This window comes from Burkholderia sp. KJ006 (genome assembly GCF_000262695.1).
Classification (GTDB): domain Bacteria; phylum Pseudomonadota; class Gammaproteobacteria; order Burkholderiales; family Burkholderiaceae; genus Burkholderia; species Burkholderia vietnamiensis.
Window position 1 is genome coordinate 41,084 of sequence record NC_017922.1, and the last position, 23,573, is coordinate 64,656.

Annotated in this window: 15 protein-coding genes, 2 tRNA genes and 3 rRNA genes; 14 read left to right on the top strand and 6 right to left on the bottom strand. The window is 64.0% G+C overall.

Going from position 1 to position 23,573, the window contains the following annotated elements; genetic code table 11:
- The first annotated feature begins 5 nt into the window (after window positions 1–5).
- Window positions 6–689, top strand: coding sequence for a DUF429 domain-containing protein (locus MYA_RS24370; protein ID WP_014725517.1), 684 nt, complete (start codon window positions 6–8; stop codon window positions 687–689).
- Window positions 690–846: 157 nt separating this feature from the next.
- Here the strand turns inward: MYA_RS24370 and MYA_RS24375 are convergent, their stop codons facing one another.
- The gene (locus MYA_RS24375; RefSeq protein WP_041494336.1) at window positions 847–1,317 is read right to left on the bottom strand and encodes an ATPase; all 471 of its coding nucleotides are present in this window, start codon (window positions 1,315–1,317) and stop codon (window positions 847–849) included.
- A gap of 675 nt (window positions 1,318–1,992) precedes the next feature.
- Between MYA_RS24375 and MYA_RS24380 the strand changes: the two genes are divergently transcribed.
- From MYA_RS24380 to rrf, 5 genes are all read left to right on the top strand, one after another.
- Window positions 1,993–3,525, top strand: a 16S ribosomal RNA gene (locus tag MYA_RS24380).
- 64 nt (window positions 3,526–3,589) lie between these two features.
- Window positions 3,590–3,666, top strand: a tRNA-Ile gene (locus MYA_RS24385).
- 38 nt (window positions 3,667–3,704) lie between these two features.
- A tRNA-Ala gene (locus MYA_RS24390) sits at window positions 3,705–3,780 on the top strand.
- Window positions 3,781–4,064: 284 nt separating this feature from the next.
- Window positions 4,065–6,946, top strand: a 23S ribosomal RNA gene (locus MYA_RS24395).
- Between the two features lie 155 nt (window positions 6,947–7,101).
- A 5S ribosomal RNA gene (gene rrf, locus MYA_RS24400) occupies window positions 7,102–7,214 on the top strand.
- Together the 16S, 23S and 5S rRNA genes with 2 tRNA genes alongside form the textbook arrangement of a ribosomal RNA operon.
- A 253-nt stretch (window positions 7,215–7,467) precedes the next feature.
- Here rrf and MYA_RS24405 read toward each other — a convergent pair.
- The gene (locus MYA_RS24405; RefSeq protein WP_014725519.1) at window positions 7,468–7,845 is read right to left on the bottom strand and encodes a nuclear transport factor 2 family protein; all 378 of its coding nucleotides are present in this window, start codon (window positions 7,843–7,845) and stop codon (window positions 7,468–7,470) included.
- Window positions 7,846–8,212: 367 nt separating this feature from the next.
- Window positions 8,213–9,226, bottom strand: a complete 1,014-nt coding sequence (locus MYA_RS24410) for an AraC family transcriptional regulator (RefSeq protein WP_014725520.1) — start codon at window positions 9,224–9,226, stop codon at window positions 8,213–8,215.
- A gap of 138 nt (window positions 9,227–9,364) precedes the next feature.
- Here MYA_RS24410 and MYA_RS24415 point away from each other — a divergent pair, with 138 nt between their 5' ends.
- From MYA_RS24415 to MYA_RS24425, 3 genes are read left to right on the top strand one after another with little or no spacing between them, the layout of a single operon-like run.
- Window positions 9,365–11,026: an acyl-CoA synthetase gene (locus MYA_RS24415; protein WP_014725521.1), complete on the top strand. Its 1,662-nt coding sequence runs from the start codon at window positions 9,365–9,367 to the stop codon at window positions 11,024–11,026.
- Window positions 11,027–11,059: 33 nt separating this feature from the next.
- On the top strand, window positions 11,060–11,827 hold the full coding sequence (locus tag MYA_RS24420; protein WP_014725522.1) for a 3-hydroxyacyl-CoA dehydrogenase: 768 nt from the start codon (window positions 11,060–11,062) through the stop codon (window positions 11,825–11,827).
- A 23-nt stretch (window positions 11,828–11,850) separates the two neighbouring features.
- Entirely contained in the window at window positions 11,851–13,041 is a 1,191-nt protein-coding gene (locus MYA_RS24425; RefSeq protein WP_014725523.1) for an acetyl-CoA C-acetyltransferase, read from the top strand.
- Window positions 13,042–13,131: 90 nt separating this feature from the next.
- Here the strand turns inward: MYA_RS24425 and MYA_RS24430 are convergent, their stop codons facing one another.
- Entirely contained in the window at window positions 13,132–13,818 is a 687-nt protein-coding gene (locus MYA_RS24430) for a TetR/AcrR family transcriptional regulator (RefSeq protein WP_014725524.1), read from the bottom strand.
- 362 nt (window positions 13,819–14,180) lie between these two features.
- Here MYA_RS24430 and MYA_RS24435 point away from each other — a divergent pair, with 362 nt between their 5' ends.
- From MYA_RS24435 to hydA, 5 genes are all read left to right on the top strand, one after another.
- Window positions 14,181–15,461 carry a Zn-dependent hydrolase gene (locus MYA_RS24435; protein WP_014725526.1) on the top strand — a complete coding sequence of 427 codons (1,281 nt, stop codon included), beginning with the start codon at window positions 14,181–14,183 and terminating at the stop codon, window positions 15,459–15,461.
- 127 nt (window positions 15,462–15,588) lie between these two features.
- Window positions 15,589–16,926 carry an NAD(P)-dependent oxidoreductase gene (locus tag MYA_RS24440; RefSeq protein ID WP_014725527.1) on the top strand — a complete coding sequence of 446 codons (1,338 nt, stop codon included), beginning with the start codon at window positions 15,589–15,591 and terminating at the stop codon, window positions 16,924–16,926.
- Window positions 16,927–17,026: 100 nt separating this feature from the next.
- Entirely contained in the window at window positions 17,027–18,334 is a 1,308-nt protein-coding gene (gene preA, locus MYA_RS24445) for an NAD-dependent dihydropyrimidine dehydrogenase subunit PreA (protein WP_014725528.1), read from the top strand.
- A 97-nt stretch (window positions 18,335–18,431) separates the two neighbouring features.
- Window positions 18,432–19,940, top strand: coding sequence for an NCS1 family nucleobase:cation symporter-1 (locus MYA_RS24450; protein WP_014725529.1), 1,509 nt, complete (start codon window positions 18,432–18,434; stop codon window positions 19,938–19,940).
- 55 nt (window positions 19,941–19,995) lie between these two features.
- The gene (hydA, locus tag MYA_RS24455) at window positions 19,996–21,453 is read left to right on the top strand and encodes a dihydropyrimidinase (RefSeq protein ID WP_014725530.1); all 1,458 of its coding nucleotides are present in this window, start codon (window positions 19,996–19,998) and stop codon (window positions 21,451–21,453) included.
- 38 nt (window positions 21,454–21,491) lie between these two features.
- On the opposite strand, the gene MYA_RS24460 is transcribed toward hydA, so the two are convergent.
- Together MYA_RS24460 and msrA are read right to left on the bottom strand one after the other, a co-directional pair.
- Complete coding sequence (locus tag MYA_RS24460; protein WP_014725531.1) at window positions 21,492–22,613, bottom strand: aromatic ring-hydroxylating oxygenase subunit alpha; 1,122 nt, start codon at window positions 22,611–22,613, stop codon at window positions 21,492–21,494.
- Window positions 22,614–22,803: 190 nt separating this feature from the next.
- Window positions 22,804–23,547, bottom strand: coding sequence for a peptide-methionine (S)-S-oxide reductase MsrA (gene msrA, locus MYA_RS24465; protein ID WP_014725532.1), 744 nt, complete (start codon window positions 23,545–23,547; stop codon window positions 22,804–22,806).
- Window positions 23,548–23,573 lie beyond the last annotated feature (26 nt).

Below are 23,573 nucleotides of genomic sequence, written 5' to 3' on the forward strand. Positions count from 1 at the left end.
CGGCCATGCCGGCGGCCCGATTTCTATCCGTCGCGCGATCGCTGCCCGCGGTGGCGGGCGTCGACGTGGGCGGCGACAAGAAACAATGCGATCTAGTGATACTGCGCGGCGCGGCGATCGTCTACCACGCGGCGCGGATCGCACCCGAGGCGCTGCCCGCGCTGTGCATCGAGCATGACGTGGTGGCCGTCGGCGTCGACGCGCCGAGCATCTGGTGGACGGGAAGCGGTCGTCGGGCCGCCGAGCAGGCGCTCGCGCGCGAACGGATTTCATGCTTTCCGACGCCGTCGCGCGAGCAGGCCGTAGCGAGCGCGTCGGGCTTCTTCGACTGGATGTTCATCGGAGAGCGCGTTTACCGCGCGCTGGCGGATACCTATCCGTTGCTCACCGACGCGCGGTATGCGGGCGAGCGCATGAGCTTCGAGACTTACCCGTATGCAATTACGTGCGCGTTGCTCGGCAAGGCGATCGCCTCGGCGAAGCAGAAGCGCAACCAGCGCCGGCAATTATTGATGCAGCTCGGGGTCGACGTGACCGCACTTCGATCGGTCGACGCACGCGATGCGACGCTTTGCGCGTTGACCGCGCAATACGTGATCGATGGAAACGCGCATGCGTATGGGGATGCGGCGGGCGGCTATATCCGCGTGCCGGTGGTCGACCGGACGATCGTTCTCGATACGCTGTAGCGACGCGGCGGTGTGCGGTTGAGGCTCTGATCGCACGGCGCCAAGGTGAGCCTTTTCGGGAGCCGCGCCGAGCGATCGCCGTTGATGGCGGAAATGGTGGCGGGCGGCCGCAAGCGCGACGTGCGCAGGCGAGTCGTCTGCCTTCCGGCCGCGGCGTTCATTCTTCGAGAATCGATTTCGGTATGTTGGACAGATCGCAGGCGTCTGCCTGCTCGAAATACGTTTGCGCATCGTCGATCATCACGACCGCTACGTCGATCAGTTCGTCGAGTCGCTGCAGCAGCGATTCGCGCCACTCGACGTCCTCATCGCGCTCCGGCGTCTTGTCGAGCTGTTCGATGATCGAGTCGGCCGTCTGCAGGAATGGGATCGCCTGCTGATAGTTTTCGATCGAGACCATCGCAGCGTTGCGCGCGCCGACGAGCCGTTCGCGATGCTGGTCCGCGAGTTCCGACTCGCCGCTGATTCGCGGCAGGACGTCCGAAATGCGTTGCAGGAGCGGCGGCACTTGTTCTTCGAGCATGACGGCGCGCTCGCGCAGGGCTGCATATTCGTCGCGAAGATCGGCATCGCCGGATTGAGTGGTGCTGTCCATCGTCGGTATGAGTGCGTTATTCGATCGCGGCATGATACGCGACGGCGTGCACGTCGTTGTTTGTGCCCCAGCCTGATGGCTGGCGTGAGTCAAATGCCGCGCGTGGTCGAATCGCGGCGTGACCGCTGTTCGATATAGCGGCGCTGACTTCCTCTTATCCGGCGGGTACCTCGTTCGTGCGGCGATATATATAGAGCGTGATGAGCACGACACCGGAAGCCGCTGTACGCGATAGCCCAGGTGGCTTTTTCAAAATATTTTCATAAAGGGGTTGCATTGCGAGAGGCGGGTGCATAGAATCACGCCTCTTTCGCGCTACCGGAAACGCGGTGCGGGAGAAGAAGGGAAGCGGTGCGGTTGGGGTGGTTGTAGTGACCCGAACGCACACGAAGCTGAACCCCTCACCGTCACAACGAAGCAGTTCAAAAAGTTGTTGACGAGTGAAGAAAGACGGTTCATAATCTCGCTTCTCTGCTGCTGAAAACGCAGCGCTGCTGAGAAACACGAAGTTCCTCGCAGAAATGCTCTTTAAAAATTAACAGCCGATAAGTGTGGGCGCTTGATGGAAGCGGGCTGATCTTCGGATCAGAAAGCGAAAGTATCAAGAGTCTCACACTAAAGTAAGTCAGGTTTATGAAGTGATTCATATACCTGTCAGCTTTGAGTGAGCGACCGGTTCTTAACGGAACCGAAAACAGTAACAGGTTTAAACTGAAGAGTTTGATCCTGGCTCAGATTGAACGCTGGCGGCATGCCTTACACATGCAAGTCGAACGGCAGCACGGGTGCTTGCACCTGGTGGCGAGTGGCGAACGGGTGAGTAATACATCGGAACATGTCCTGTAGTGGGGGATAGCCCGGCGAAAGCCGGATTAATACCGCATACGATCTATGGATGAAAGCGGGGGACCTTCGGGCCTCGCGCTATAGGGTTGGCCGATGGCTGATTAGCTAGTTGGTGGGGTAAAGGCCTACCAAGGCGACGATCAGTAGCTGGTCTGAGAGGACGACCAGCCACACTGGGACTGAGACACGGCCCAGACTCCTACGGGAGGCAGCAGTGGGGAATTTTGGACAATGGGCGAAAGCCTGATCCAGCAATGCCGCGTGTGTGAAGAAGGCCTTCGGGTTGTAAAGCACTTTTGTCCGGAAAGAAATCCTTGGCTCTAATACAGTCGGGGGATGACGGTACCGGAAGAATAAGCACCGGCTAACTACGTGCCAGCAGCCGCGGTAATACGTAGGGTGCAAGCGTTAATCGGAATTACTGGGCGTAAAGCGTGCGCAGGCGGTTTGCTAAGACCGATGTGAAATCCCCGGGCTCAACCTGGGAACTGCATTGGTGACTGGCAGGCTAGAGTATGGCAGAGGGGGGTAGAATTCCACGTGTAGCAGTGAAATGCGTAGAGATGTGGAGGAATACCGATGGCGAAGGCAGCCCCCTGGGCCAATACTGACGCTCATGCACGAAAGCGTGGGGAGCAAACAGGATTAGATACCCTGGTAGTCCACGCCCTAAACGATGTCAACTAGTTGTTGGGGATTCATTTCCTTAGTAACGTAGCTAACGCGTGAAGTTGACCGCCTGGGGAGTACGGTCGCAAGATTAAAACTCAAAGGAATTGACGGGGACCCGCACAAGCGGTGGATGATGTGGATTAATTCGATGCAACGCGAAAAACCTTACCTACCCTTGACATGGTCGGAATCCTGAAGAGATTCGGGAGTGCTCGAAAGAGAACCGGCGCACAGGTGCTGCATGGCTGTCGTCAGCTCGTGTCGTGAGATGTTGGGTTAAGTCCCGCAACGAGCGCAACCCTTGTCCTTAGTTGCTACGCAAGAGCACTCTAAGGAGACTGCCGGTGACAAACCGGAGGAAGGTGGGGATGACGTCAAGTCCTCATGGCCCTTATGGGTAGGGCTTCACACGTCATACAATGGTCGGAACAGAGGGTTGCCAACCCGCGAGGGGGAGCTAATCCCAGAAAACCGATCGTAGTCCGGATTGCACTCTGCAACTCGAGTGCATGAAGCTGGAATCGCTAGTAATCGCGGATCAGCATGCCGCGGTGAATACGTTCCCGGGTCTTGTACACACCGCCCGTCACACCATGGGAGTGGGTTTTACCAGAAGTGGCTAGTCTAACCGCAAGGAGGACGGTCACCACGGTAGGATTCATGACTGGGGTGAAGTCGTAACAAGGTAGCCGTATCGGAAGGTGCGGCTGGATCACCTCCTTTCCAGAGCTATCTCGCAAAATTGAGCGCTCACGCTTATCGGCTGTAAATTTAAAGACAGACTCAGGGGTCTGTAGCTCAGTCGGTTAGAGCACCGTCTTGATAAGGCGGGGGTCGTTGGTTCGAATCCAACCAGACCCACCATTTGTCTGGCGGTAACACCCTGAGGCATCTGTACTCATGGGGGCATAGCTCAGCTGGGAGAGCACCTGCTTTGCAAGCAGGGGGTCGTCGGTTCGATCCCGTCTGCCTCCACCAATCCTCAATGACAAGCGTTCGACGCGTCGAGCTTTTGTCATTGGCGATTGAGCCAGTCAGAGTGATATGAGTAACACCATATCGGCTGTCGTTCTTTAACAATCTGGAAGAAGTAAGTAATTTGGATAGCGGAAGCGTCTTGAGATGGACGTGAAAACTATCCGGGTTGTGATTGTATCGATGTATCTCAAGATGATTCGAACTTCATGTTCGGCTCAATTGGAATACGGCACAACGCGAGAACTCAACCTGTAGCGACTGTCGATGAGACAGACTCGTTATAGGGTCAAGCGAACAAGTGCATGTGGTGGATGCCTTGGCGATCACAGGCGATGAAGGACGCGGTAGCCTGCGAAAAGCTACGGGGAGCTGGCAAACGAGCTTTGATCCGTAGATGTCCGAATGGGGAAACCCGGCCCTTTTGGGTCATCCTGGACTGAATACATAGGTCCAGAGAAGCGAACGCGGTGAACTGAAACATCTAAGTAACCGCAGGAAAAGAAATCAACCGAGATTCCCAAAGTAGTGGCGAGCGAAATGGGATGAGCCTTGCACTCTTTATTTGTATTGTTAGCCGAACGCTCTGGAAAGTGCGGCCATAGCAGGTGATAGCCCTGTAGGCGAAAACAGTATGAAAGAACTAGGTGTGCGACAAGTAGGGCGGGACACGTGAAATCCTGTCTGAAGATGGGGGGACCATCCTCCAAGGCTAAATACTCGTGATCGACCGATAGTGAACCAGTACCGTGAGGGAAAGGCGAAAAGAACCCCGGGAGGGGAGTGAAATAGATCCTGAAACCGCATGCATACAAACAGTCGGAGCCTCGCAAGGGGTGACGGCGTACCTTTTGTATAATGGGTCAGCGACTTACGTTCAGTAGCAAGCTTAACCGTATAGGGCAGGCGTAGCGAAAGCGAGTCCGAATAGGGCGTTCAGTTGCTGGGCGTAGACCCGAAACCAGGTGATCTATCCATGGCCAGGATGAAGGTGCGGTAACACGTACTGGAGGTCCGAACCCACTAACGTTGAAAAGTTAGGGGATGAGCTGTGGATAGGGGTGAAAGGCTAAACAAACCTGGAAATAGCTGGTTCTCTCCGAAAACTATTTAGGTAGTGCCTCGTGTCTCACCTTCGGGGGTAGAGCACTGTCATGGTTGGGGGGTCTATTGCAGATTACCCCGCCATAGCAAACTCCGAATACCGAAGAGTGCAATCACGGGAGACAGACATCGGGTGCTAACGTCCGGTGTCAAGAGGGAAACAACCCAGACCGCCAGCTAAGGTCCCCAAATATAGCTAAGTGGGAAACGAAGTGGGAAGGCTAAAACAGTCAGGAGGTTGGCTTAGAAGCAGCCACCCTTTAAAGAAAGCGTAATAGCTCACTGATCGAGTCGTCCTGCGCGGAAGATGTAACGGGGCTAAGCTATATACCGAAGCTGCGGATGCGAGCTTTGCTCGCATGGTAGGAGAGCGTTCCGTAAGCCTGCGAAGGTGCCTTGTAAAGGGTGCTGGAGGTATCGGAAGTGCGAATGCTGACATGAGTAGCGATAAAGGGGGTGAAAGGCCCCCTCGCCGTAAGCCCAAGGTTTCCTACGCAACGTTCATCGGCGTAGGGTGAGTCGGCCCCTAAGGCGAGGCAGAAATGCGTAGCTGATGGGAAGCAGGTCAATATTCCTGCACCATTGTTAGATGCGATGGGGGGACGGATCGCGGAAGGTTGTCCGGGTGTTGGAAGTCCCGGTCGCTGCATTGGAGAAGGCACTTAGGCAAATCCGGGTGCGTAATTCAAGGGTGTGGCGCGAGCTCCTTCGGGAGCGAAGCAATTGGAAGTGGTTCCAAGAAAAGCCTCTAAGCTTCAGTCTAACGATGACCGTACCGCAAACCGACACAGGTGGGCGAGATGAGTATTCTAAGGCGCTTGAGAGAACTCGGGAGAAGGAACTCGGCAAATTGGTACCGTAACTTCGGGATAAGGTACGCCCTTGTAGCTTGACTGGCCTGCGCCAGGAGGGTGAAGGGGTTGCAATAAACTGGTGGCTGCGACTGTTTAATAAAAACACAGCACTCTGCAAACACGAAAGTGGACGTATAGGGTGTGACGCCTGCCCGGTGCCGGAAGATTAAATGATGGGGTGCAAGCTCTTGATTGAAGTCCCGGTAAACGGCGGCCGTAACTATAACGGTCCTAAGGTAGCGAAATTCCTTGTCGGGTAAGTTCCGACCTGCACGAATGGCGTAACGATGGCCACACTGTCTCCTCCCGAGACTCAGCGAAGTTGAAGTGTTTGTGATGATGCAATCTACCCGCGGCTAGACGGAAAGACCCCATGAACCTTTACTGTAGCTTTGCATTGGACTTTGAACCGATCTGTGTAGGATAGGTGGGAGGCTATGAAACCGGAACGCTAGTTTCGGTGGAGCCGTCCTTGAAATACCACCCTGGTTTGTTTGAGGTTCTAACCTTGGCCCGTGATCCGGGTCGGGGACAGTGCATGGTAGGCAGTTTGACTGGGGCGGTCTCCTCCCAAAGCGTAACGGAGGAGTACGAAGGTACGCTAGGTACGGTCGGAAATCGTGCTGATAGTGCAATGGCATAAGCGTGCTTAACTGCGAGACCGACAAGTCGAGCAGGTGCGAAAGCAGGTCATAGTGATCCGGTGGTTCTGTATGGAAGGGCCATCGCTCAACGGATAAAAGGTACTCTGGGGATAACAGGCTGATACCGCCCAAGAGTTCATATCGACGGCGGTGTTTGGCACCTCGATGTCGGCTCATCTCATCCTGGGGCTGTAGCCGGTCCCAAGGGTATGGCTGTTCGCCATTTAAAGAGGTACGTGAGCTGGGTTTAAAACGTCGTGAGACAGTTTGGTCCCTATCTGCCGTGGGCGTTGGATATTTGAAGGGGGCTGCTCCTAGTACGAGAGGACCGGAGTGGACGAACCTCTGGTGTACCGGTTGTCACGCCAGTGGCATCGCCGGGTAGCTATGTTCGGAAGAGATAACCGCTGAAAGCATCTAAGCGGGAAACTCGCCTTAAGATGAGATATCCCTGGGGACTAGATCCCCTTGAAGGGTCGTTCGAGACCAGGACGTTGATAGGTCAGGTGTGTAAGCGCAGTAATGCGTTCAGCTAACTGATACTAATTGCCCGTAAGGCTTGATCCTATAACAAGTCTGCCTTGTAGATCGGCGCCGTGCGAAAGCACTGGCCGCGATCCAGAGCGACATGTTGGATTCTCGTGTGTGATACACACAACTCAAGATTACTGCTTCTTCCAAGATTGGTTCTGTTGGCCACGCCAGCAGAACAACCCTCTTTGCCTGATGACCATAGCGAGTCGGTCCCACCCCTTCCCATCCCGAACAGGACCGTGAAACGACTCTACGCCGATGATAGTGCGGATTCCCGTGTGAAAGTAGGTAATCGTCAGGCTCCCTAAGCCAGGAACCCCCGCCCGAAAGGCGGGGGTTTTTGCATTGGCGCGGCAGAAAGAGCACTCGGCCAGGTGCATCGGCTTTCGAATCGGCGGGATCGAACGAACCCAGTCGGTTTGCGATAGCTCGGTGATGTGCCCAGGACGGACTCGCTAGAAGCCACGCTGCTCACCAGGTTCACGACGAGTCGGCTCATATCCCCTGATCGTCACGCTGCCGCGGAACTGCTCATCGCCGGAACGCGCGATGCATCAAGCTGGCGATATCTGCGATGCATGTCCGGCGGCCACGCGCCAACGATCTCCTACTGGGCGCCACAGCCGCGTGTAGGCGAACCTGCCGCTGAACGCCGTGCCATCGAAATCACCGGCAAGCACGACCGTTGTCGCGGTGACGATCATCTCGCCGATTGCCTGTACCCGCATCTCCACGAGATCCAGCGTGTCCACGCGCAACAGCTTCGCGCGATGCGCGGCCAGGTCGTCGGGTTTCGAAATGATCTGCCCCGTCGGAATGGTGAAAATCAGGTCATCATCAAGCAGCGTGTCCAATGCGTCGACGTCGTTGCTCAGCATCGCCGCGCGGAGCGCGATTTCATACGGTTCAATGATTTCACGAGCTGAATTCATGTCCGGGCCTCGCATCAGCTTGAAAAGTTGGGGTTTGCTGCATCGTCCATAAGGCGCTACGGAAGCTCGGCTACGCGGCCAACGTCATTCGGCCTTTGAAAGCGTGTCATCATCGTCGGCCACACGGCGGTCGATGTGAGGTGCCGCCCCAAAAGAGAGACGCGACCGCGACATTGAATATGTCAGCTGCTTGCCGCGCTCACAGCACAGCATCGATCCGCCGCGCAGCATCACGCCACAAGAACCCCCGGCGCCAATCAACAGTACACCGCCATTCCAGAATCGTTCCCAAATCCGCCGCCGGTCCCGCGCAGCGAGCGTTGACGCGCCAAACCACAATACACGCCCGCGCCGCAACCGTATCGGCTCAACCCCCTCCACGCTCCAACTGCGCCGCATTGACATCGCGCCGGAAAGCCCCCGGACTCGTCCCCGTCCATTTGCGGAACGCGCGATGAAACGCACTCGGCTCGGTGAACCCGAGTTCGGCTGCGATCTCCGCGACACTGAGCTTATGTCCGCGCAGCAGCGACTGTGCCAGCGCACTGCGCAACTCGTCCTTGATCGCCGCAAAACTCTGACCCTCGCTGCGCAAGCGCCGACGTAGCGTCGCCGGTGTCGTGCCGAGACGCACGGCCAGCGTGTCGAAGTCCGGCCACTCGGCGGCTGGTAACGCTTTCAGGTGCGCACGTGTCTTCGCGACCCAGCCGCTATCGTGCCGGTAACGGACCAGCAAGTTCCCCGGTGTGCCGCGCAAAAATGTCTTCAGCGATTGTGCGGAGCGGATCGTCGGCAACGACAGATACGCGGCATTGAACGCAAGCCTGCTGTCGGGGCGATCGAAATGCACCGGTACACCGAAGAATTGATGGTAATCGCTGCGCTGGTCCGGGCTCGGGCATGCAAAATCGATGCGTTGCAGCGGAATCCGCCGCCCGATCAGCCAGCACGCCACCCCGAGCAGTATCAGCCAGAACGTCCGGTAAGCGAACGCAGAATAGGGCGTGCCTGCTTGCGTGAGGACGATCTGGGCCTGACCGTCGGCGACGACGAGCTCGCCGCGCGGCTCGTCGAGTACCACGCGCAGAAACTGCAGCGCGCGCCGTAGCGCCTTCTCCAGCGTGCCGGCATCCAGCACGGCGTGACACAGCAACGTGAAGCTGCCGCGCCGCATCGGTCGAGCCGCAAGCCCGAAGAATTCGTCGTCGATTGCGCTGGCGATCGCGAGCCACAGCCGGCCGTACTGCTGCGGCGTGACGGGTTCGCGCACCGCAACGGGGAGTCCGGCCGCCCGCAGCACCGGCTCGGCCGCGATGCGTTGCCGGTGCAGGCATTCGAGCGCATCCTCGACGAAACCGGGCGAAATCATCTGCGGCGCCATACTCTTGATCTCCTCCGGACATGGTAAAAGCGATCACGATTCTAGATTCGCTTTGTCATTGATTGCAATGTGGCCGCTGTCTACCATCATCGACATAGCCGCGGTTCGCCGACGGTCATAACGAAACAGGAGACAAGCATGCGCAATGGAGCAACCGCCCGGGCGGCGCCGGCCTACGCCGACGCCGTTGCCGGCTTCCGTATCGAGACGGCCGCCACGCAACTGCACGGCAACCTCGAGCAGGGTCTGAACGCCTGCGTCGAATGTTGCGACCGCCATGCCGCGGCGAACCCCGACGCCATCGCGCTCGACTGGATCGATGCCGGCGGCCGACACCGCAGCTATACGTTCGCGCAGATGCTCGCGCTGTCGGCGCGCGTCGCGAACCTGCTGGTCGAGCAGGGCGTGCAGCCCGGCGACGTGGTGGCCGGCATGTTGCCGCGTACGCCCGAACTGGTCGCGACGATCCTCGGCACGTGGCGCGCCGGCGCCGTCTATCAGCCGCTTTTCACCGCGTTCGGGCCGAAGGCGATCGAACATCGGTTGCGCATGAGCCACGCACGCGTCGTCGTCACCAACGTCGCGAATCGCGGCAAGCTCGACGAGGTCGCGGATTGCCCGCGAATCGCGACCGTGCGCGGCGAGGCGCTCCCGGCCGGCGACATCGACTTCCGTGCCGCGCTCGACGCTCAGCCCGACGCGTTCGAGCCGGTGCTGCGCAAGGGCGCCGATCTGTTCATGATGATGTCGACGTCGGGCACGACGGGCCTGCCGAAGGGCGTGCCCGTCCCGCTGCGCGCGCTGCTTGCGTTCGGCGCGTATATGCGGCACGCGATCGACCTGCGTCCCAGCGATCGCTTCTGGAACATCGCCGATCCGGGCTGGGCCTATGGCCTCTACTACGCGATCACCGGCCCGCTGCTGCTCGGTCACGCGACGACGTTGTACGAAGGCGGCTTCACGGTCGACAGCACGTACGACGTGATCGAGCGGCTCGGCATCACGAGCCTCGCCGGTTCGCCGACCGCATACCGGATGCTGATGGCGGCCGGCCCCGAAGCTGCAACGCGCGTGAAGGGCAAGCTGCGCGTCGTGAGCAGCGCGGGCGAACCGCTGAACCCGGAAGTCGTGCGCTGGTTCGACGCCGTGCTCGACGCGCCGATCTACGACCACTACGGGCAGACCGAACTCGGGATGGTCGTGAACAATCATCACGGGCTCGCGCACGTGGTTCATACCGGGTCGGCCGGGCTGGCGATGCCCGGCTATCGCGTCGCGGTGCTCGACGAAGCCGGCCGCGAGCTCGGCCCCGGCGAGCCCGGCAATCTCGCGATCGATATCGCGCGCTCGCCGCTGCTGTGGTTCGACGGCTACTGGCAGCAGGCGACGCCGGCGATCGCGGGCGGCTACTACCGGACCGGCGACAACGTCGAGCTCGAGCCGGACGGCACCGTGAGCTTCATCGGACGCGCGGACGACGTGATCACATCGTCCGGCTACCGGATCGGCCCGTTCGACGTCGAAAGCGCGCTGATCGAGCACCCGGCCGTGAGCGAAGCGGCGGTGATCGGCGTGCCGGACCCGGAGCGCACCGAGATCGTGAAGGCCTTCGTCGTGCTGTCGAAAGGCTTCGAAGGCACGCCGGCGCTGGCCGACGAGTTGAGCCAGCACGTGAAGCGACGTTTGTCCGCCCACGCATATCCCCGCGCGATCGACTTCGTCGACGCGCTGCCGAAAACCCCGAGCGGCAAGATCCAGCGCTTCGTACTGCGCAAGATGGAAGCTGAAAAGGCGGCTTGACCGCCGCATATCTCACCCTGAATCGGACGACGAATGAACATCAAGGACCGTGTTTTCATGATTACGGGCGCAGGCTCCGGCCTCGGCGCCGCAGTCGCGCGCATGGTGGTCGAGCAAGGCGGCAAGGCCGTGCTGCTCGACGTCAATGACGAGGCCGGCGCGAGCCTCGCACGCGAGCTCGGCGCCGCCGCGCGCTTCGTGAAGACCGACGTGACGAGCGAAGCGGACGGGCAGGCGGCGGTCGCCGCTGCGCAACACGCGTTCGGCCGCATCGATGCGCTCGTGAACTGCGCGGGCGTTGCACCGGGCGAGAAAGTGGTCGGCCGTGAAGGTCCGCATTCGCTGGAGCGCTTCGCGCGCGCCGTGTCGATCAACCTGGTCGGCACGTTCAACATGATCCGCCTCGCGGCCGATGCAATGTCGAAGCAGGACGCCGACGAACACGGCGAGCGCGGCGTGATCGTCAACACCGCGTCGGTGGCAGCGTTCGACGGGCAGATCGGGCAGGCCGCGTATGCGGCGTCGAAGAGCGGCGTGGTCGGCATGACGCTGCCGATCGCGCGCGAGCTGGCGCGCTTCGGCATCCGCGTGGTGACGATCGCGCCGGGCATCTTCGCGACGCCGATGATGGCCGGCATGCCGCAGGACGTGCAGGACGCGCTCGGCAAGAGCGTGCCGTTCCCGCCGCGCCTCGGCCGGCCGGACGAATTCGCGGCGCTGGTGCGCCACATCGCCGAGAACATGATGCTCAACGGCGAAGTCATCCGTCTCGATGGCGCGCTGCGCATGGCAGCGCGCTGACACTGAACTGGAGGAACTCGATCATGACGACACAGGACCCGATCGTAATCGTCGGCGCGGCACGCACGCCGATGGGCGGTTTTCAGGGCGCGCTGGCCGCGGCCAGCGCAAGCGAACTCGGCGCAGTGGCGATTCGCGCGGCACTCGAACGCGCGAACGTGCCGGCCGAGCGTATCGACGAAATCGTGTTCGGCTGCGTGCTGCCGGCCGGACAGGGCCAGGCGCCGGCGCGGCAGGCCGCGTTGAAGGCCGGCTTGCCGCTGGGGGCCGGCGCGACGACCGTCAACAAGATGTGCGGCTCCGGGATGAAGGCCGCGATGTTCGCGCATGACCTGCTGTTCGCCGGCTCGGCCGACGTGGCCGTCGCGGGCGGGATGGAGAGCATGACGAATGCGCCGTATCTGTTGCCGAAGGCGCGCGCGGGAATGCGCATGGGCCACGGTCAGGTGCTCGACCACATGTTCCTCGACGGCCTCGAGGACGCATACGACAAGGGCCGCCTGATGGGCACGTTCGCGGAAGACTGCGCGCAGGCCTACGCGTTTTCGCGCGAGGCGCAGGACGACTTCGCGATCGCGTCGCTCACGCGCGCGCAACGCGCGATCGCGGAAGGACGCTTCACGTCGGAGATCGCGCCGGTGACCGTGAAGGCCGGCAAGACGGAAGCCGTCGTGTCGATCGACGAGCAGCCGGGCAATGCGAAGCTCGACAAGATCCCGACGCTGAAGCCGGCGTTCCGCGAAGGCGGCACCGTGACGGCCGCCAATTCGTCGTCGATTTCGGACGGCGCGGCCGCGCTCGTGATGATGCGCCGCTCGCAAGCGGAGCGGCTCGGTGTCACGCCGAAGGCCGTGATCGTCGGGCACTCGACGTACGCGAACAAGCCCGGCCTGTTCGCGACCGCGCCGATCGGCGCGATCCGCAAGCTGTCGGAGAAGACCGGCTGGAACCTGCGCGACGTCGATCTGTTCGAGATCAACGAGGCGTTCGCGGTGGTCGCGATGGCCGCGATGCGCGATCTCGACTTGCCGCACGACAAGGTCAACGTGCACGGCGGCGCATGTGCGCTCGGCCATCCGATCGGCGCCTCGGGCGCGCGCGTGGTGGTGACGCTGCTCGCTGCGCTCGAAACGTATGGGCTGAAGCGGGGCGTCGCGTCGCTGTGCATCGGCGGCGGCGAGGCGACCGCGCTCGCGATCGAACGCATCGCATAATCGAGACGCATGCCGCGACGCAAAGCGGGCGACGGGTTTCGCACCCGTCGCCCGCTTTGCTTTGCGCGGGACCCGGTACGCGCGACCCCGCTAAGCGTTCGGCGACACCGCGCCGCACGCGCGAATCACGAGCTGCACGACCTGCTCCGTCCGTTCGGCGAACGCCTTCTGCGTGAAGGCACGCTTGCCGCTGAGCGCGCGAATCTGCGCATCGAAATCCGCGTAGTGCTGCGTCGTCGCCCAGATCAGATACAGCAGCGCCGGTGCGTTGATCGGCGCGAGCAGCCCGCGTGCGATCCAGCCTTCGATCACCTTCACACGTGTCTCGAACCACGGCTTCACGCGCTCGGACAGGATGTCCTGCATGTGCGCGGCGCCGTGAATGATCTCGTTGGCCCACACCTTCGAGCCGAGCGGCCGGCGTCGCGACAGGTCCATCTTCGCGCGCACGTAGCCGCCGATCGCTTCCACCGGATCGTCGCCGGCCTCGAACGAGCCGGCCGCGCGGTGCCAGTCTTCGAACAGGTCGTCGAGCACGCGGCGGTACAGCGCCAGCTTCGTCGGGAAGTAGTAATGCAGATTCGCCTTCGGCAGGCCCGCGCGCTCGGCGATCATCGCGGTGCTCGCGCCGTCGAGCCCGCGCTCCGCGAATACGGCTTCGGCGCACGCCAGCAGATGCGCTTCGTTGGACGCGCGGATGTGCGCCTTGCGTCGCCGCAAAGGCGCGGCCGCTTCGTCCCCATCGGCCGCGTCGGCGGCCGTTTCGTCATGTCTCATCGTCACCCTCGCGCGGCATGCATGCCGCGTCGGGCTTCATTCTAGCCGCAGGTCCTGTTTCGTCGCACGTGCGCGCGTCGCGCGCCCCGCACACATGCTGCGTTGCGGTGGCACGCTTCTCGCTCGACGCGCTCGCACAAGAAAGACATTGCGTCGGGCTTTTTGATCGTCTAAAACCTGTCCAATCGGACAGGATTTAACGGGCGACGGAACGCGGTGCCGAACGTGCCGCAACTCGCTGCACGAATCGCGCGAACGATGCGCGCCTGCACCTCGCAGGTGCGCGTTGGCGCCGACGGCAGCAACGTGCGCACCGGCCTCGTCCGGCTGACGACATGACCGACCCCACAGGAGCGATACGAATGGACGCGGTATCGGAAACAGCGAAGCGGGCAGCATTGGACACGTCGATCAAGGTCGACGGCAGGCGGTTGTGGGACAGCCTGATGGAGGTCGCGAAGATCGGCGCGACGCCGAAGGGCGGCGTGTGCCGTCTCGCGCTGACCGATCTCGACAAGGCCGCACGCGACCTGATCGTCGGTTGGGCGAAGGCAGCCGGCTGCACGGCGACGGTCGATACGATGGGCAACGTGTTCATGCGGCGTGCGGGCCGCGTGGCCGACGCGGCGCCGGTCGTGACCGGCTCGCACGCGGATTCGCAACCGACCGGCGGCCGTTTCGACGGCATCTACGGCGTGCTCGGCGGCCTCGAGGTGATTCGGAGTCTGAACGACCACGGGATCGAGACCGAGCACCCGGTCGAGGTCGTGATCTGGACCAACGAGGAAGGCTCGCGCTTCGCGCCGGCCATGGTGGCGTCGGGCGTGTTCGCGGGCGTGTTTCCGCTCGAGTACGGGCTGTCGCGCAAGGACGTCGACGGCAAGACGATCGGCGAGGAACTCGCGCGGATCGGCTATGCGGGCGACGCGCCGTGCGGCGGCCGCAAGCTGCACGCGGCGTTCGAGCTGCACATCGAGCAGGGGCCGATACTCGAGGCCGAGTGCAAGACGATCGGCGTCGTGACCGATGCGCAGGGGCAGCGCTGGTACGAGATCACGTTCACCGGCCAGGAGGCGCACGCAGGGCCGACGCCGATGCCGCGCCGCCGCGACGCGCTGCTCGGTGCATCGCGCGTGGTCGATCTCGTGAACCGCATCGGCCTCGATCATGCGCCGTACGGCTGCGCGACGGTCGGGATGATGCAGGTGCATCCGAACTCGCGCAACGTGATTCCGGGCCGCGTGTTCTTCACCGTCGATTTCCGCCATCCGGACGACGCAGTGCTCGCGAAGATGGACGCGGCACTGCGCGACGGTGTGGCGCGCATCGCCGCCGACATCGGGCTCGACACCGCGCTCGAGCAGATTTTCTACTACGCGCCCATTGCGTTCGACTCCGCGTGCGTGGCCGCGGTGCGCGCGGCGGCCGACCGCTTCGGCTACTCGCATCGCGACATCGTGTCGGGTGCCGGTCACGACGCGTGCTATCTCGCGCAGGTCGCGCCGACGTCGATGGTGTTCGTGCCGTGCATCGACGGCATCAGTCACAACGAGATCGAGGACGCGACGCCTGCGTGGATCGAGGCCGGCGCGAACGTGCTGCTGCACGCGATGCTGTCGCGTGCGTGCGAGCCGGTTTCATGACCGCCCGAGCGTAGCGCGGCCGGCCGCCGATCCGCCCGGCCCCGGCCATCCAGAACATGACCGCCCTGACTGCGCCACGCGCAGCCGGCAGGGACGGCTTCGTCTCCACCCAGTCGAAGGAACGCGCATGACCACCAAGCCAATTGGCGATATCGCCGCGCATCGCCTGTCGTCCACGCAACTCTCGTGCGAATTCGCCGATATCGCGCCGCTGCTCGATCCGACCGCGGCGGCCGCCGCCGCGAGCCGCTGCCACTACTGCTACGACGCGCCGTGCGTGCAGGCGTGCCCGACGCAGATCGACATTCCGAGCTTCATCCGCAAGATCGGCAACGGCAATCTGAAAGGCGCGGCGATGGACATCCTCGGTGCGAACCCGCTCGGCGGGATGTGCGCGCGCGTATGCCCGACCGAGATCCTGTGCGAAGGCGCGTGCGTGCGCAACCATCAGGATGCGCAGCCGGTCGCGATCGGCGCGCTGCAGCGGCACGCGACCGACTGGGCGATGGCGACCGGCGCGGTGCGCTTCACGCGCGCGCCGGATACGGGGCGGCACGTCGCGGTGGTCGGCGCGGGGCCGGCCGGGCTCGCGTGTGCGCACCGGCTCGCGCTGGCCGGCCATCGCGTCACGGTGTTCGACGCGCGACCGAAGGCGGGCGGCCTGAACGAATACGGGATCGCGGCCTACAAGACGGTCGACGATTTCGCGCAGCGTGAAGTCGAGTGGCTGCTGTCGGTCGGCGGCATCGCGTTGCAGACGGGCGTCGCGCTCGGCCGCGACGTGACGCTCGACGCGCTGCGCGAGCGGCACGATGCGGTGTTCGTCGCGACGGGCCTGACCGGCGTGCGCACGCTCGCGATCGACGGCGAGCAACTGTCGGGCGTGATGAACGCGGTCGACTTCATCGAACAGGTGCGGCAGGCCGATGCGCTGGAGAACGTGCCGGTCGGGCGGCGCGTGGTCGTGATCGGCGGCGGCAATACGGCAATCGACGCCGCGGTGCAGAGCCGCAAGCTCGGCGCGCAGCGCGTGACGATGGTGTACCGGCGCGGCGTGGACGCGATGAGCGCGACCTGGGCCGAACGCGAGTTCGCGCAGACGAGCGGCGTCACGCTCGTCACGCACGCGAAACCGGTGCGCATCGTCGGCGAGGGCGGCCACGTGACGCGCGTCGAGTTCGAGTCGGCGTCGGGCGAACGCTTCGATATCGAAGCCGACATGGTGTTGAAGGCGATCGGCCAGACGTTGGTGCCGGCCGGGATCGACGCCGCGCTGCTGACCGCGGACGGCACGCGCATCGCCGTGGATGCGCACGGCCGCACCGTGTTGCCTGATGTCTGGGCCGGCGGCGATTGCGCGGCAACCGACGGCATCGACCTCACGGTGCAGGCCGTGCAGGACGGCAAGCGCGCGGCCGCCGCGATCGACGCGGCGCTCGCGCAGCGCGACGCCAAGGCGGCGTGAGCGCGGCCTGCGCGAGCGCATCGGGCGCACCGCAGGCATCGCTGGCGTCGCACCCCACCACGCGGATCACGATCAACGTCCCTCATTCACGGAGCCGACCATGGCCGACCTTCGCTGCACGATCGCAGGCATCACTTCGCCGAATCCTTTCTGGCTGGCGTCCGCTCCGCCGACCGACAAGGCGTACAACGTCAACCGCGCATTCGAGGCCGGCTGGGGCGGCGTCGTGTGGAAGACGCTCGGGCTCGACCCGCACGTCGTCAACGTCAGCTCGCGCTACGGCGCGGTGCAGTGGAACGGCCAGCGCATCGCCGGGCTGAACAACATCGAGCTGATCACCGATCGCCCGCTCGACGTGAACCTCGCGGAGATCGCGCAGGTGAAGCGCGACTGGCCGGACCGCGCGCTGATCGTCTCGCTGATGGTGCCGTGCAACGAGCGTGACTGGAAATGGATTCTGCCGCTCGTCGAGGATACGGGCGCCGACGCGGTCGAGCTGAACTTCGGCTGTCCGCACGGGATGAGCGAACGCGGAATGGGCGCGGCCGTCGGCCAGGTGCCCGAATACGTCGAGATGGTCACGCGCTGGGTCAAGGAGGGCACGAAGCTGCCGTGCCTCGTGAAGCTCACGCCGAACATCAGCGACATCCGGATGGGCTCGCGCGCGGCATACAAGGGCGGCGCGGACGGCGTGTCGCTGATCAACACGATCAACTCGATCGTCGCGGTCGACCTCGACCAGATGGCGCCGATGCCGACCGTCGACGGCAAGGGGACGCACGGGGGCTATTGCGGCCCGGCCGTGAAGCCGATCGCGCTGAACATGGTGGCCGAGATCGCCCGCGATCCGCAGACGCCGAACCTGCCGATCTCCGGCATCGGCGGGATCTCGTCGTGGCGCGACGCGGCGGAGTTCATCGTGCTGGGCGCCGGCAGTGTGCAGGTGTGCACCGCGGCGATGCATTACGGATTCCGGATCGTGTCGGATCTCGTCGACGGTCTGTCGAACTGGATGGACGACAAGGGCTATGCGACGCTCGACGACGTGCGCGGCCGCGCGGTGCCGAACGTGACCGACTGGAAATACCTGAACCTCAAGTACGACATCAAGGCGCGCATCGACCAGGACCGCTGCATCCAGTGCGGGCTGTGCCATATCGCATGCGAGGACACGTCGCACCAGGCGATCACCGCGACGAAGGACGGCGTACGGCATTTCGAAGTGGTGGATGCGCAGTGCGTCGGGTGCAATCTTTGCATGCATGTGTGCCCGGTCGAGCAGTGCATCACGATGGAGCGGGTCGATGCGGGCGACTATGCGAACTGGACCACGCATCCGAACAACCCGGCGCGGGCCGACGCGGGCGCGAGCCCGGCGCAGCCCGCGGAACCCGCGAAGGCAGCATGACCGGCGGCCGGCGGCGCGCGATGCGCGGCGCTGCGGCCTTTCCCCTGTTCGGCCGGCATCGCGCGATGCCGGCGCCGACGTTTACGTGGAGCGTTCGATGAAACCAGCAGCGATTCCCGCCGAACCGGACGCCGCCGCGGCGCCGGCCGGCAGCCTGTACAACGACGACCTCGCGCCGACCTCCGCCGCGCAGCGCACGTGGCGCTGGTATCACTTCGCGGCGTTGTGGGTCGGCATGGTGATGAACATCGCGTCGTACATGCTCGCGGCCGGGCTGATCCAGGAGGGCATGTCGCCGTGGCAGGCGGTGCTCACCGTGCTGCTCGGCAACCTGATCGTGCTGGTGCCGATGCTGCTGATCGGCCATGCGGGCGCGAAGCACGGGATTCCGTATGCGGTGCTCGTGCGCGCGTCGTTCGGCACGCAGGGCGCGAAGCTGCCCGCGCTGTTGCGCGCGATCGTCGCGTGCGGCTGGTACGGCATCCAGACCTGGCTCGGCGGCAGCGCGATCTATACGCTGCTGAACATCCTGACCGGCAACGCGTTGCACGGCGCGGCGCTGCCGGTGGTCGGCATCTCGTTCGGCCAGCTCGCATGCTTTCTCGCGTTCTGGGCGCTGCAGCTGTACTTCATCCTGCACGGCACCGATTCGATCCGCTGGCTCGAGAGCTGGTCCGCGCCGATCAAGGTCGTGATGTGCGTCGCGCTCGTGTGGTGGGCGACGTCGCGGGCGGGCGGCGTCGGCTCGATGCTGTCGGCGCCGTCGCAGTTCGTCGCGGGCGGCAAGAAGGCCGGGCTGTTCTGGGCGACGTTCTGGCCGGGGCTGACCGCGATGGTCGGCTTCTGGGCGACGCTCGCGTTGAACATCCCGGACTTCACGCGCTTCGCGCATTCGCAGCGCGACCAGATGATCGGGCAGTCGCTCGGGCTGCCGCTGCCGATGGCGTTGCTGTCGGTGGTGTCGGTGGTCGTCACGTCGGCCACCGTCGTGATCTACGGCAACGCGATCTGGGACCCGATCGACCTGACGAGCCGCATGACGGGCATCGGCGTCGGCATCGCGCTCGTGATCCTGACGCTCGACACGATGTGCTGCAATCTCGCGGCGAACCTGGTCGGCCCCGCGTACGATTTTTCCAGCCTGTGGCCGAAGGCGATTTCCTACCGCACCGGCGGGCTGATCACCGCGACGATCGCGATCGTGATGATGCCGTGGAAGATCCTCGCGACGACGGACGGCTACATCTTCACCTGGCTCGTCGGTTATTCGGCGCTGCTCGGGCCGGTCGCAGGCATCCTGATGGTCGACTATTTCATGATTCGCGGCACGCGGCTCGACACGCGCGCGTTGTTCGACGAGCGCGGCGATTTCAGCTATACGCGCGGCTGGAATCCGGCCGCGCTGGCGGCGCTCGCGATCGGCGTGCTGCCGAACCTGCCCGGCTTTCTGCACACGGCGTTCCCGGCATCGTTCGCGAACGTGCCGGCGTTCTTGAACACGCTTTACACGTATGCGTGGTTCGTCGGGCTCGTGCTGGCGTCCGCCGTGTACGGCACGTTGATGAAGCGGCGTGCGGCGCAGCGCGCGCAGGTCGCGAGCGCGTGACGCGCGCACGCGGACCGAACCCGACAGTCGAGACAGTCAACGAGGAGGCATCGAAATGGCAATCCTGATTCGCGGCGGCACGGTGGTGGATGCGGAGCGCACCTATCGCGCGGACGTGCTGTGCGCCGACCCGCAGGACGGCGGCACGATCCTGCAGATCGCGGAGAAGATCGACGCGCCGGCGGGTGCGGCGGTCGTCAACGCACACGACCAGTACGTGATGCCGGGCGGCATCGATCCGCATACGCACATGGAGCTGCCGTTCATGGGCACGACGGCCAGCGACGATTTCTACTCGGGCACGGCCGCCGGGCTGGCGGGCGGCACGACGAGCATCATCGACTTCGTGATCCCGAGCCCGAGGCAGCCGCTGATGGACGCGTTTCACCAATGGCGCGGCTGGGCCGAGAAGGCGGCGGCCGATTACGGCTTCCACGTGGCCGTCACGTGGTGGGACGAATCCGTGCATCGCGACATGGGCACGCTCGTGAACGAGCACGGCGTGTCGAGCTTCAAGCACTTCATGGCGTACAAGAACGCGATCATGGCCGACGACGAGATCCTCGTGAACAGCTTCTCGCGTTCGCTCGAGCTGGGCGCGCTGCCGACCGTTCACGCGGAGAACGGCGAGCTCGTGTTCCGGCTGCAGCAGGCGCTGCTCGCGCGCGGGATGACGGGGCCGGAGGCGCATCCGTTGTCGCGGCCGCCGGAAGTGGAGGGCGAGGCCGCGAACCGCGCGATCCGCATCGCGCAGGTGCTGGGCGTGCCGGTGTACATCGTCCATGTGTCGGCGAAGGATGCGGTCGATGCGATCGCGCGGGCGCGCAGCGAAGGGCTGCGCGTGTTCGGCGAAGTGCTGCCGGGCCATCTGGTGATCGACGAGGCCGTCTATCGCGACCCGGACTGGACGCGCGCGGCCGCCCACGTGATGAGCCCGCCGTTTCGCTCGGCCGAGCATCGCGAGGCGCTGTGGCGCGGGCTGCAGGCCGGGCAGCTGCATACGACGGCGACCGACCATTGCGTGTTCTGCGCGTCGCAGAAGGCGATGGGCCGCGACGACTTCACGAAGATCCCGAACGGCTGCGGCGGCGTCGAGGACCGCATGTCGGTGCTGTGGCATCACGGTGTGAACCGCGGGCGCATCACGCCGAACGAATTCGTGCGGATCACGTCGACCAACGCCGCGCAGATCTTCAACCTGCACCCGCGCAAGGGCGCGGTGCAGGTGGGCGCCGACGCCGATCTGGTCGTATGGGATCCGGCCGCGACGAAGACGATCTCGGTGAAGACCCATCACCAGCAGGTCGACTTCAACGTGTTCGAGGGCATGACCGTGCAAGGCGTGGCGACGCACACGCTCACGCGCGGCGCGCTCGCCTGGGCCGACGGCGACCTGCGCGCGCAGCGCGGTGCGGGGCGTTATCTGAAGCGGCCGCCCGCGGCCTCGTATTACGAGGCCACGCGCATCGCCAACCGGCTGCGCGAACCGCATCCGGTCGAGCGCAGCCGATAAGCACGTGGGAGGCCGAGGGCGAACCTCGGCGGCGACGCTCAGCGAGCGTCGCTCGTGCTCGCGTCGCGGATCGGGATCACCGTGCGCGCGCCGCACTGGCGCAGCAGGTCGCGCAGTTCGTTGATGACCGGAAACACCTCGTGGTTCCAGTCGGCGCCCTGGCGGTCGTGCGCTTCCTGCTCGCGCTCGACGATCCAGCGATCCTCGCGGAAGATCCGTTCGGTGAACCACACGAGCAGCGGCCATGCGAGATCGAGCGCGAACGGAATGCCCGGCTTGTGGATCGACAGCAACCCGAACGTGCGATTGGTGCGTTGCTCGGCATCGAGCGGCACGTAGACGATCCACAGGTCCATCACGAGCGTGCCTTCGCTCGAACGGATCTGCAGCGTCTGATACGGGTAGCCGGTGCGCACCGTCATCACGCTCTTGTCGGCCTGATCGCCGGGCTTCTTGCTCGAGCCGAACACGAGCGCCTCGCCGACCGGCTGCTTGCCTTCCATCCGCGCGAACGTGTAGTCGACCTCGACCCAGTCGTCGCCGCGACGGCGGCCGACCGAGCGTGCGCGCATCTGGCCCATCTGCTTGCGATGCAGGAACTGATGGTTCATGTCCATCAGGTTCTCGTGCATGAACGAGTAGTGGCACTTGACCTCGCGGCCGAAGCGGCGCGTCTTGTATGCGGGATTGTCGGCCGATTCGAGTGCGGGCACCGGGCGTTCGTCCGCCAGCGTCGCGTCGCCGGGGAACACGAAGATCACGCCGTGCGTCTCGCGGCACGGATACGCGCGCACGCCGTTGGGCAGGCGTTCGCGGCCGAGATACGGCACGTCGACGCAGCGGCCGCTGTCGCACGCGTAGGTCCAGCCGTGGTAACAGCAGCGCAGCGTTTCGCCGTCGACGACGCCCGCGTGCAGCGGCACCTGGCGGTGCGCGCAACGATCTTCGAGTGCATACACGGCGCCGGACTCGGTGCGTACGAGCACGATCGGATCGCCGGCGAAGCGCACGCCGAGCGTCTTGCCGCGTTTGAGCTCGCGCGACCATGCGAGCGGATACCAGTGATCGGGATGGATCGGCACACGGCGCAGGTCGCGCACGACCGCTTCGGTAGCCGGTTGTTCGAGGGTGCTGCTGTCAGACAAAGGCACTGCGCGCATGCGTGACGCCTCCTGGCTGGCTGTTGCATTTCGGGCGCCGCAGGTTGCGGCGGCGATCTGTAACGGAGAAGTCTACGCGAAGTTGACGCGCGAAGCTGAACCGATGCGGGTTTGTCCGGCCGGCGCGCCAGGCGTTTCGTTGATGCAGCGCAATCCGGGCCGCGGTGCGCGCCACGTGGCGCGCGGCGTGTCAGCGTCGCGCGTCGTGCCACAGCACCGCATCGGCGCGATACAACGCGGGGAAGCGCTGCTTCAGCGCGGCGACCTTCGGCAGATCGTTGAACGCGATGTACGGTGCGTCGGGATGCAGCTCGAGGTAGTTCTGGTGATAGTCCTCGGCCGGATAGAAGCCCTGGTACGGCTCGACGCGCGTGACGACGGGCGCCGCGAACGTGTGTGCGGCGCCGAGCTGCGCGATGTACGCGGTCGCGACCGCGCGCTGCTGCGCGTTGGTCGGAAAGATCGCGGACCGGTACTGCGGTCCTTCGTCGGGGCCCTGGCGATTCAGTTCGGTCGGATCGTGCGCCACCGAGAAGAACAGTTGCAGCAGGTGGCCGTAGCTGACCTGCGCCGGATCGTAGACGATGCGCACCGACTCGGCATGGCCCGTGAGGCCCGAGCCGACCAGCGCGTAGTGCGCGGTTTCGGATGCGCCGCCTGCGTAGCCGGCCGTGACCTGCTTCACGCCCTTCACGTGCTCGAACACGCCCTGCACGCCCCAGAAGCAGCCGCCGGCAAGGACGGCCGTTTCGTCGTGCGATGCACCGGGCGTTTCGTCGAGCGCCGGCGCGGGTGCGTTGTGGATCGGCTCAGCGGCGCGCACGACGCGCTGATAGCCGAAGACGGCGGCGGCCGCCAGCGCGAGCGCAGCGAGGCGGCGCAGCAGCGCCGCGCGCCGCGGCGCTGCGGAAATACGCGTGGATGTCGGGATCATCGATTGCTCCTTCGAGATGCTGTGTG

Bases quoted from the DNA above. Each gene is read 5' to 3' on its own strand.
- MYA_RS24370 (WP_014725517.1), top strand. From the start codon at position 6: ATGCCGGCGGCCCGATTTCTATCCGTCGCGCGATCGCTGCCCGCGGTG.
- MYA_RS24375 (WP_041494336.1), bottom strand. From the start codon at position 1,317: ATGCCGCGATCGAATAACGCACTCATACCGACGATGGACAGCACCACT.
- MYA_RS24405 (WP_014725519.1), bottom strand. From the start codon at position 7,845: ATGAATTCAGCTCGTGAAATCATTGAACCGTATGAAATCGCGCTCCGC.
- MYA_RS24410 (WP_014725520.1), bottom strand. From the start codon at position 9,226: ATGGCGCCGCAGATGATTTCGCCCGGTTTCGTCGAGGATGCGCTCGAA.
- MYA_RS24415 (WP_014725521.1), top strand. From the start codon at position 9,365: ATGCGCAATGGAGCAACCGCCCGGGCGGCGCCGGCCTACGCCGACGCC.
- MYA_RS24420 (WP_014725522.1), top strand. From the start codon at position 11,060: ATGAACATCAAGGACCGTGTTTTCATGATTACGGGCGCAGGCTCCGGC.
- MYA_RS24425 (WP_014725523.1), top strand. From the start codon at position 11,851: ATGACGACACAGGACCCGATCGTAATCGTCGGCGCGGCACGCACGCCG.
- MYA_RS24430 (WP_014725524.1), bottom strand. From the start codon at position 13,818: ATGAGACATGACGAAACGGCCGCCGACGCGGCCGATGGGGACGAAGCG.
- MYA_RS24435 (WP_014725526.1), top strand. From the start codon at position 14,181: ATGGACGCGGTATCGGAAACAGCGAAGCGGGCAGCATTGGACACGTCG.
- MYA_RS24440 (WP_014725527.1), top strand. From the start codon at position 15,589: ATGACCACCAAGCCAATTGGCGATATCGCCGCGCATCGCCTGTCGTCC.
- preA (WP_014725528.1), top strand. From the start codon at position 17,027: ATGGCCGACCTTCGCTGCACGATCGCAGGCATCACTTCGCCGAATCCT.
- MYA_RS24450 (WP_014725529.1), top strand. From the start codon at position 18,432: ATGAAACCAGCAGCGATTCCCGCCGAACCGGACGCCGCCGCGGCGCCG.
- hydA (WP_014725530.1), top strand. From the start codon at position 19,996: ATGGCAATCCTGATTCGCGGCGGCACGGTGGTGGATGCGGAGCGCACC.
- MYA_RS24460 (WP_014725531.1), bottom strand. From the start codon at position 22,613: ATGCGCGCAGTGCCTTTGTCTGACAGCAGCACCCTCGAACAACCGGCT.
- msrA (WP_014725532.1), bottom strand. From the start codon at position 23,547: ATGATCCCGACATCCACGCGTATTTCCGCAGCGCCGCGGCGCGCGGCG.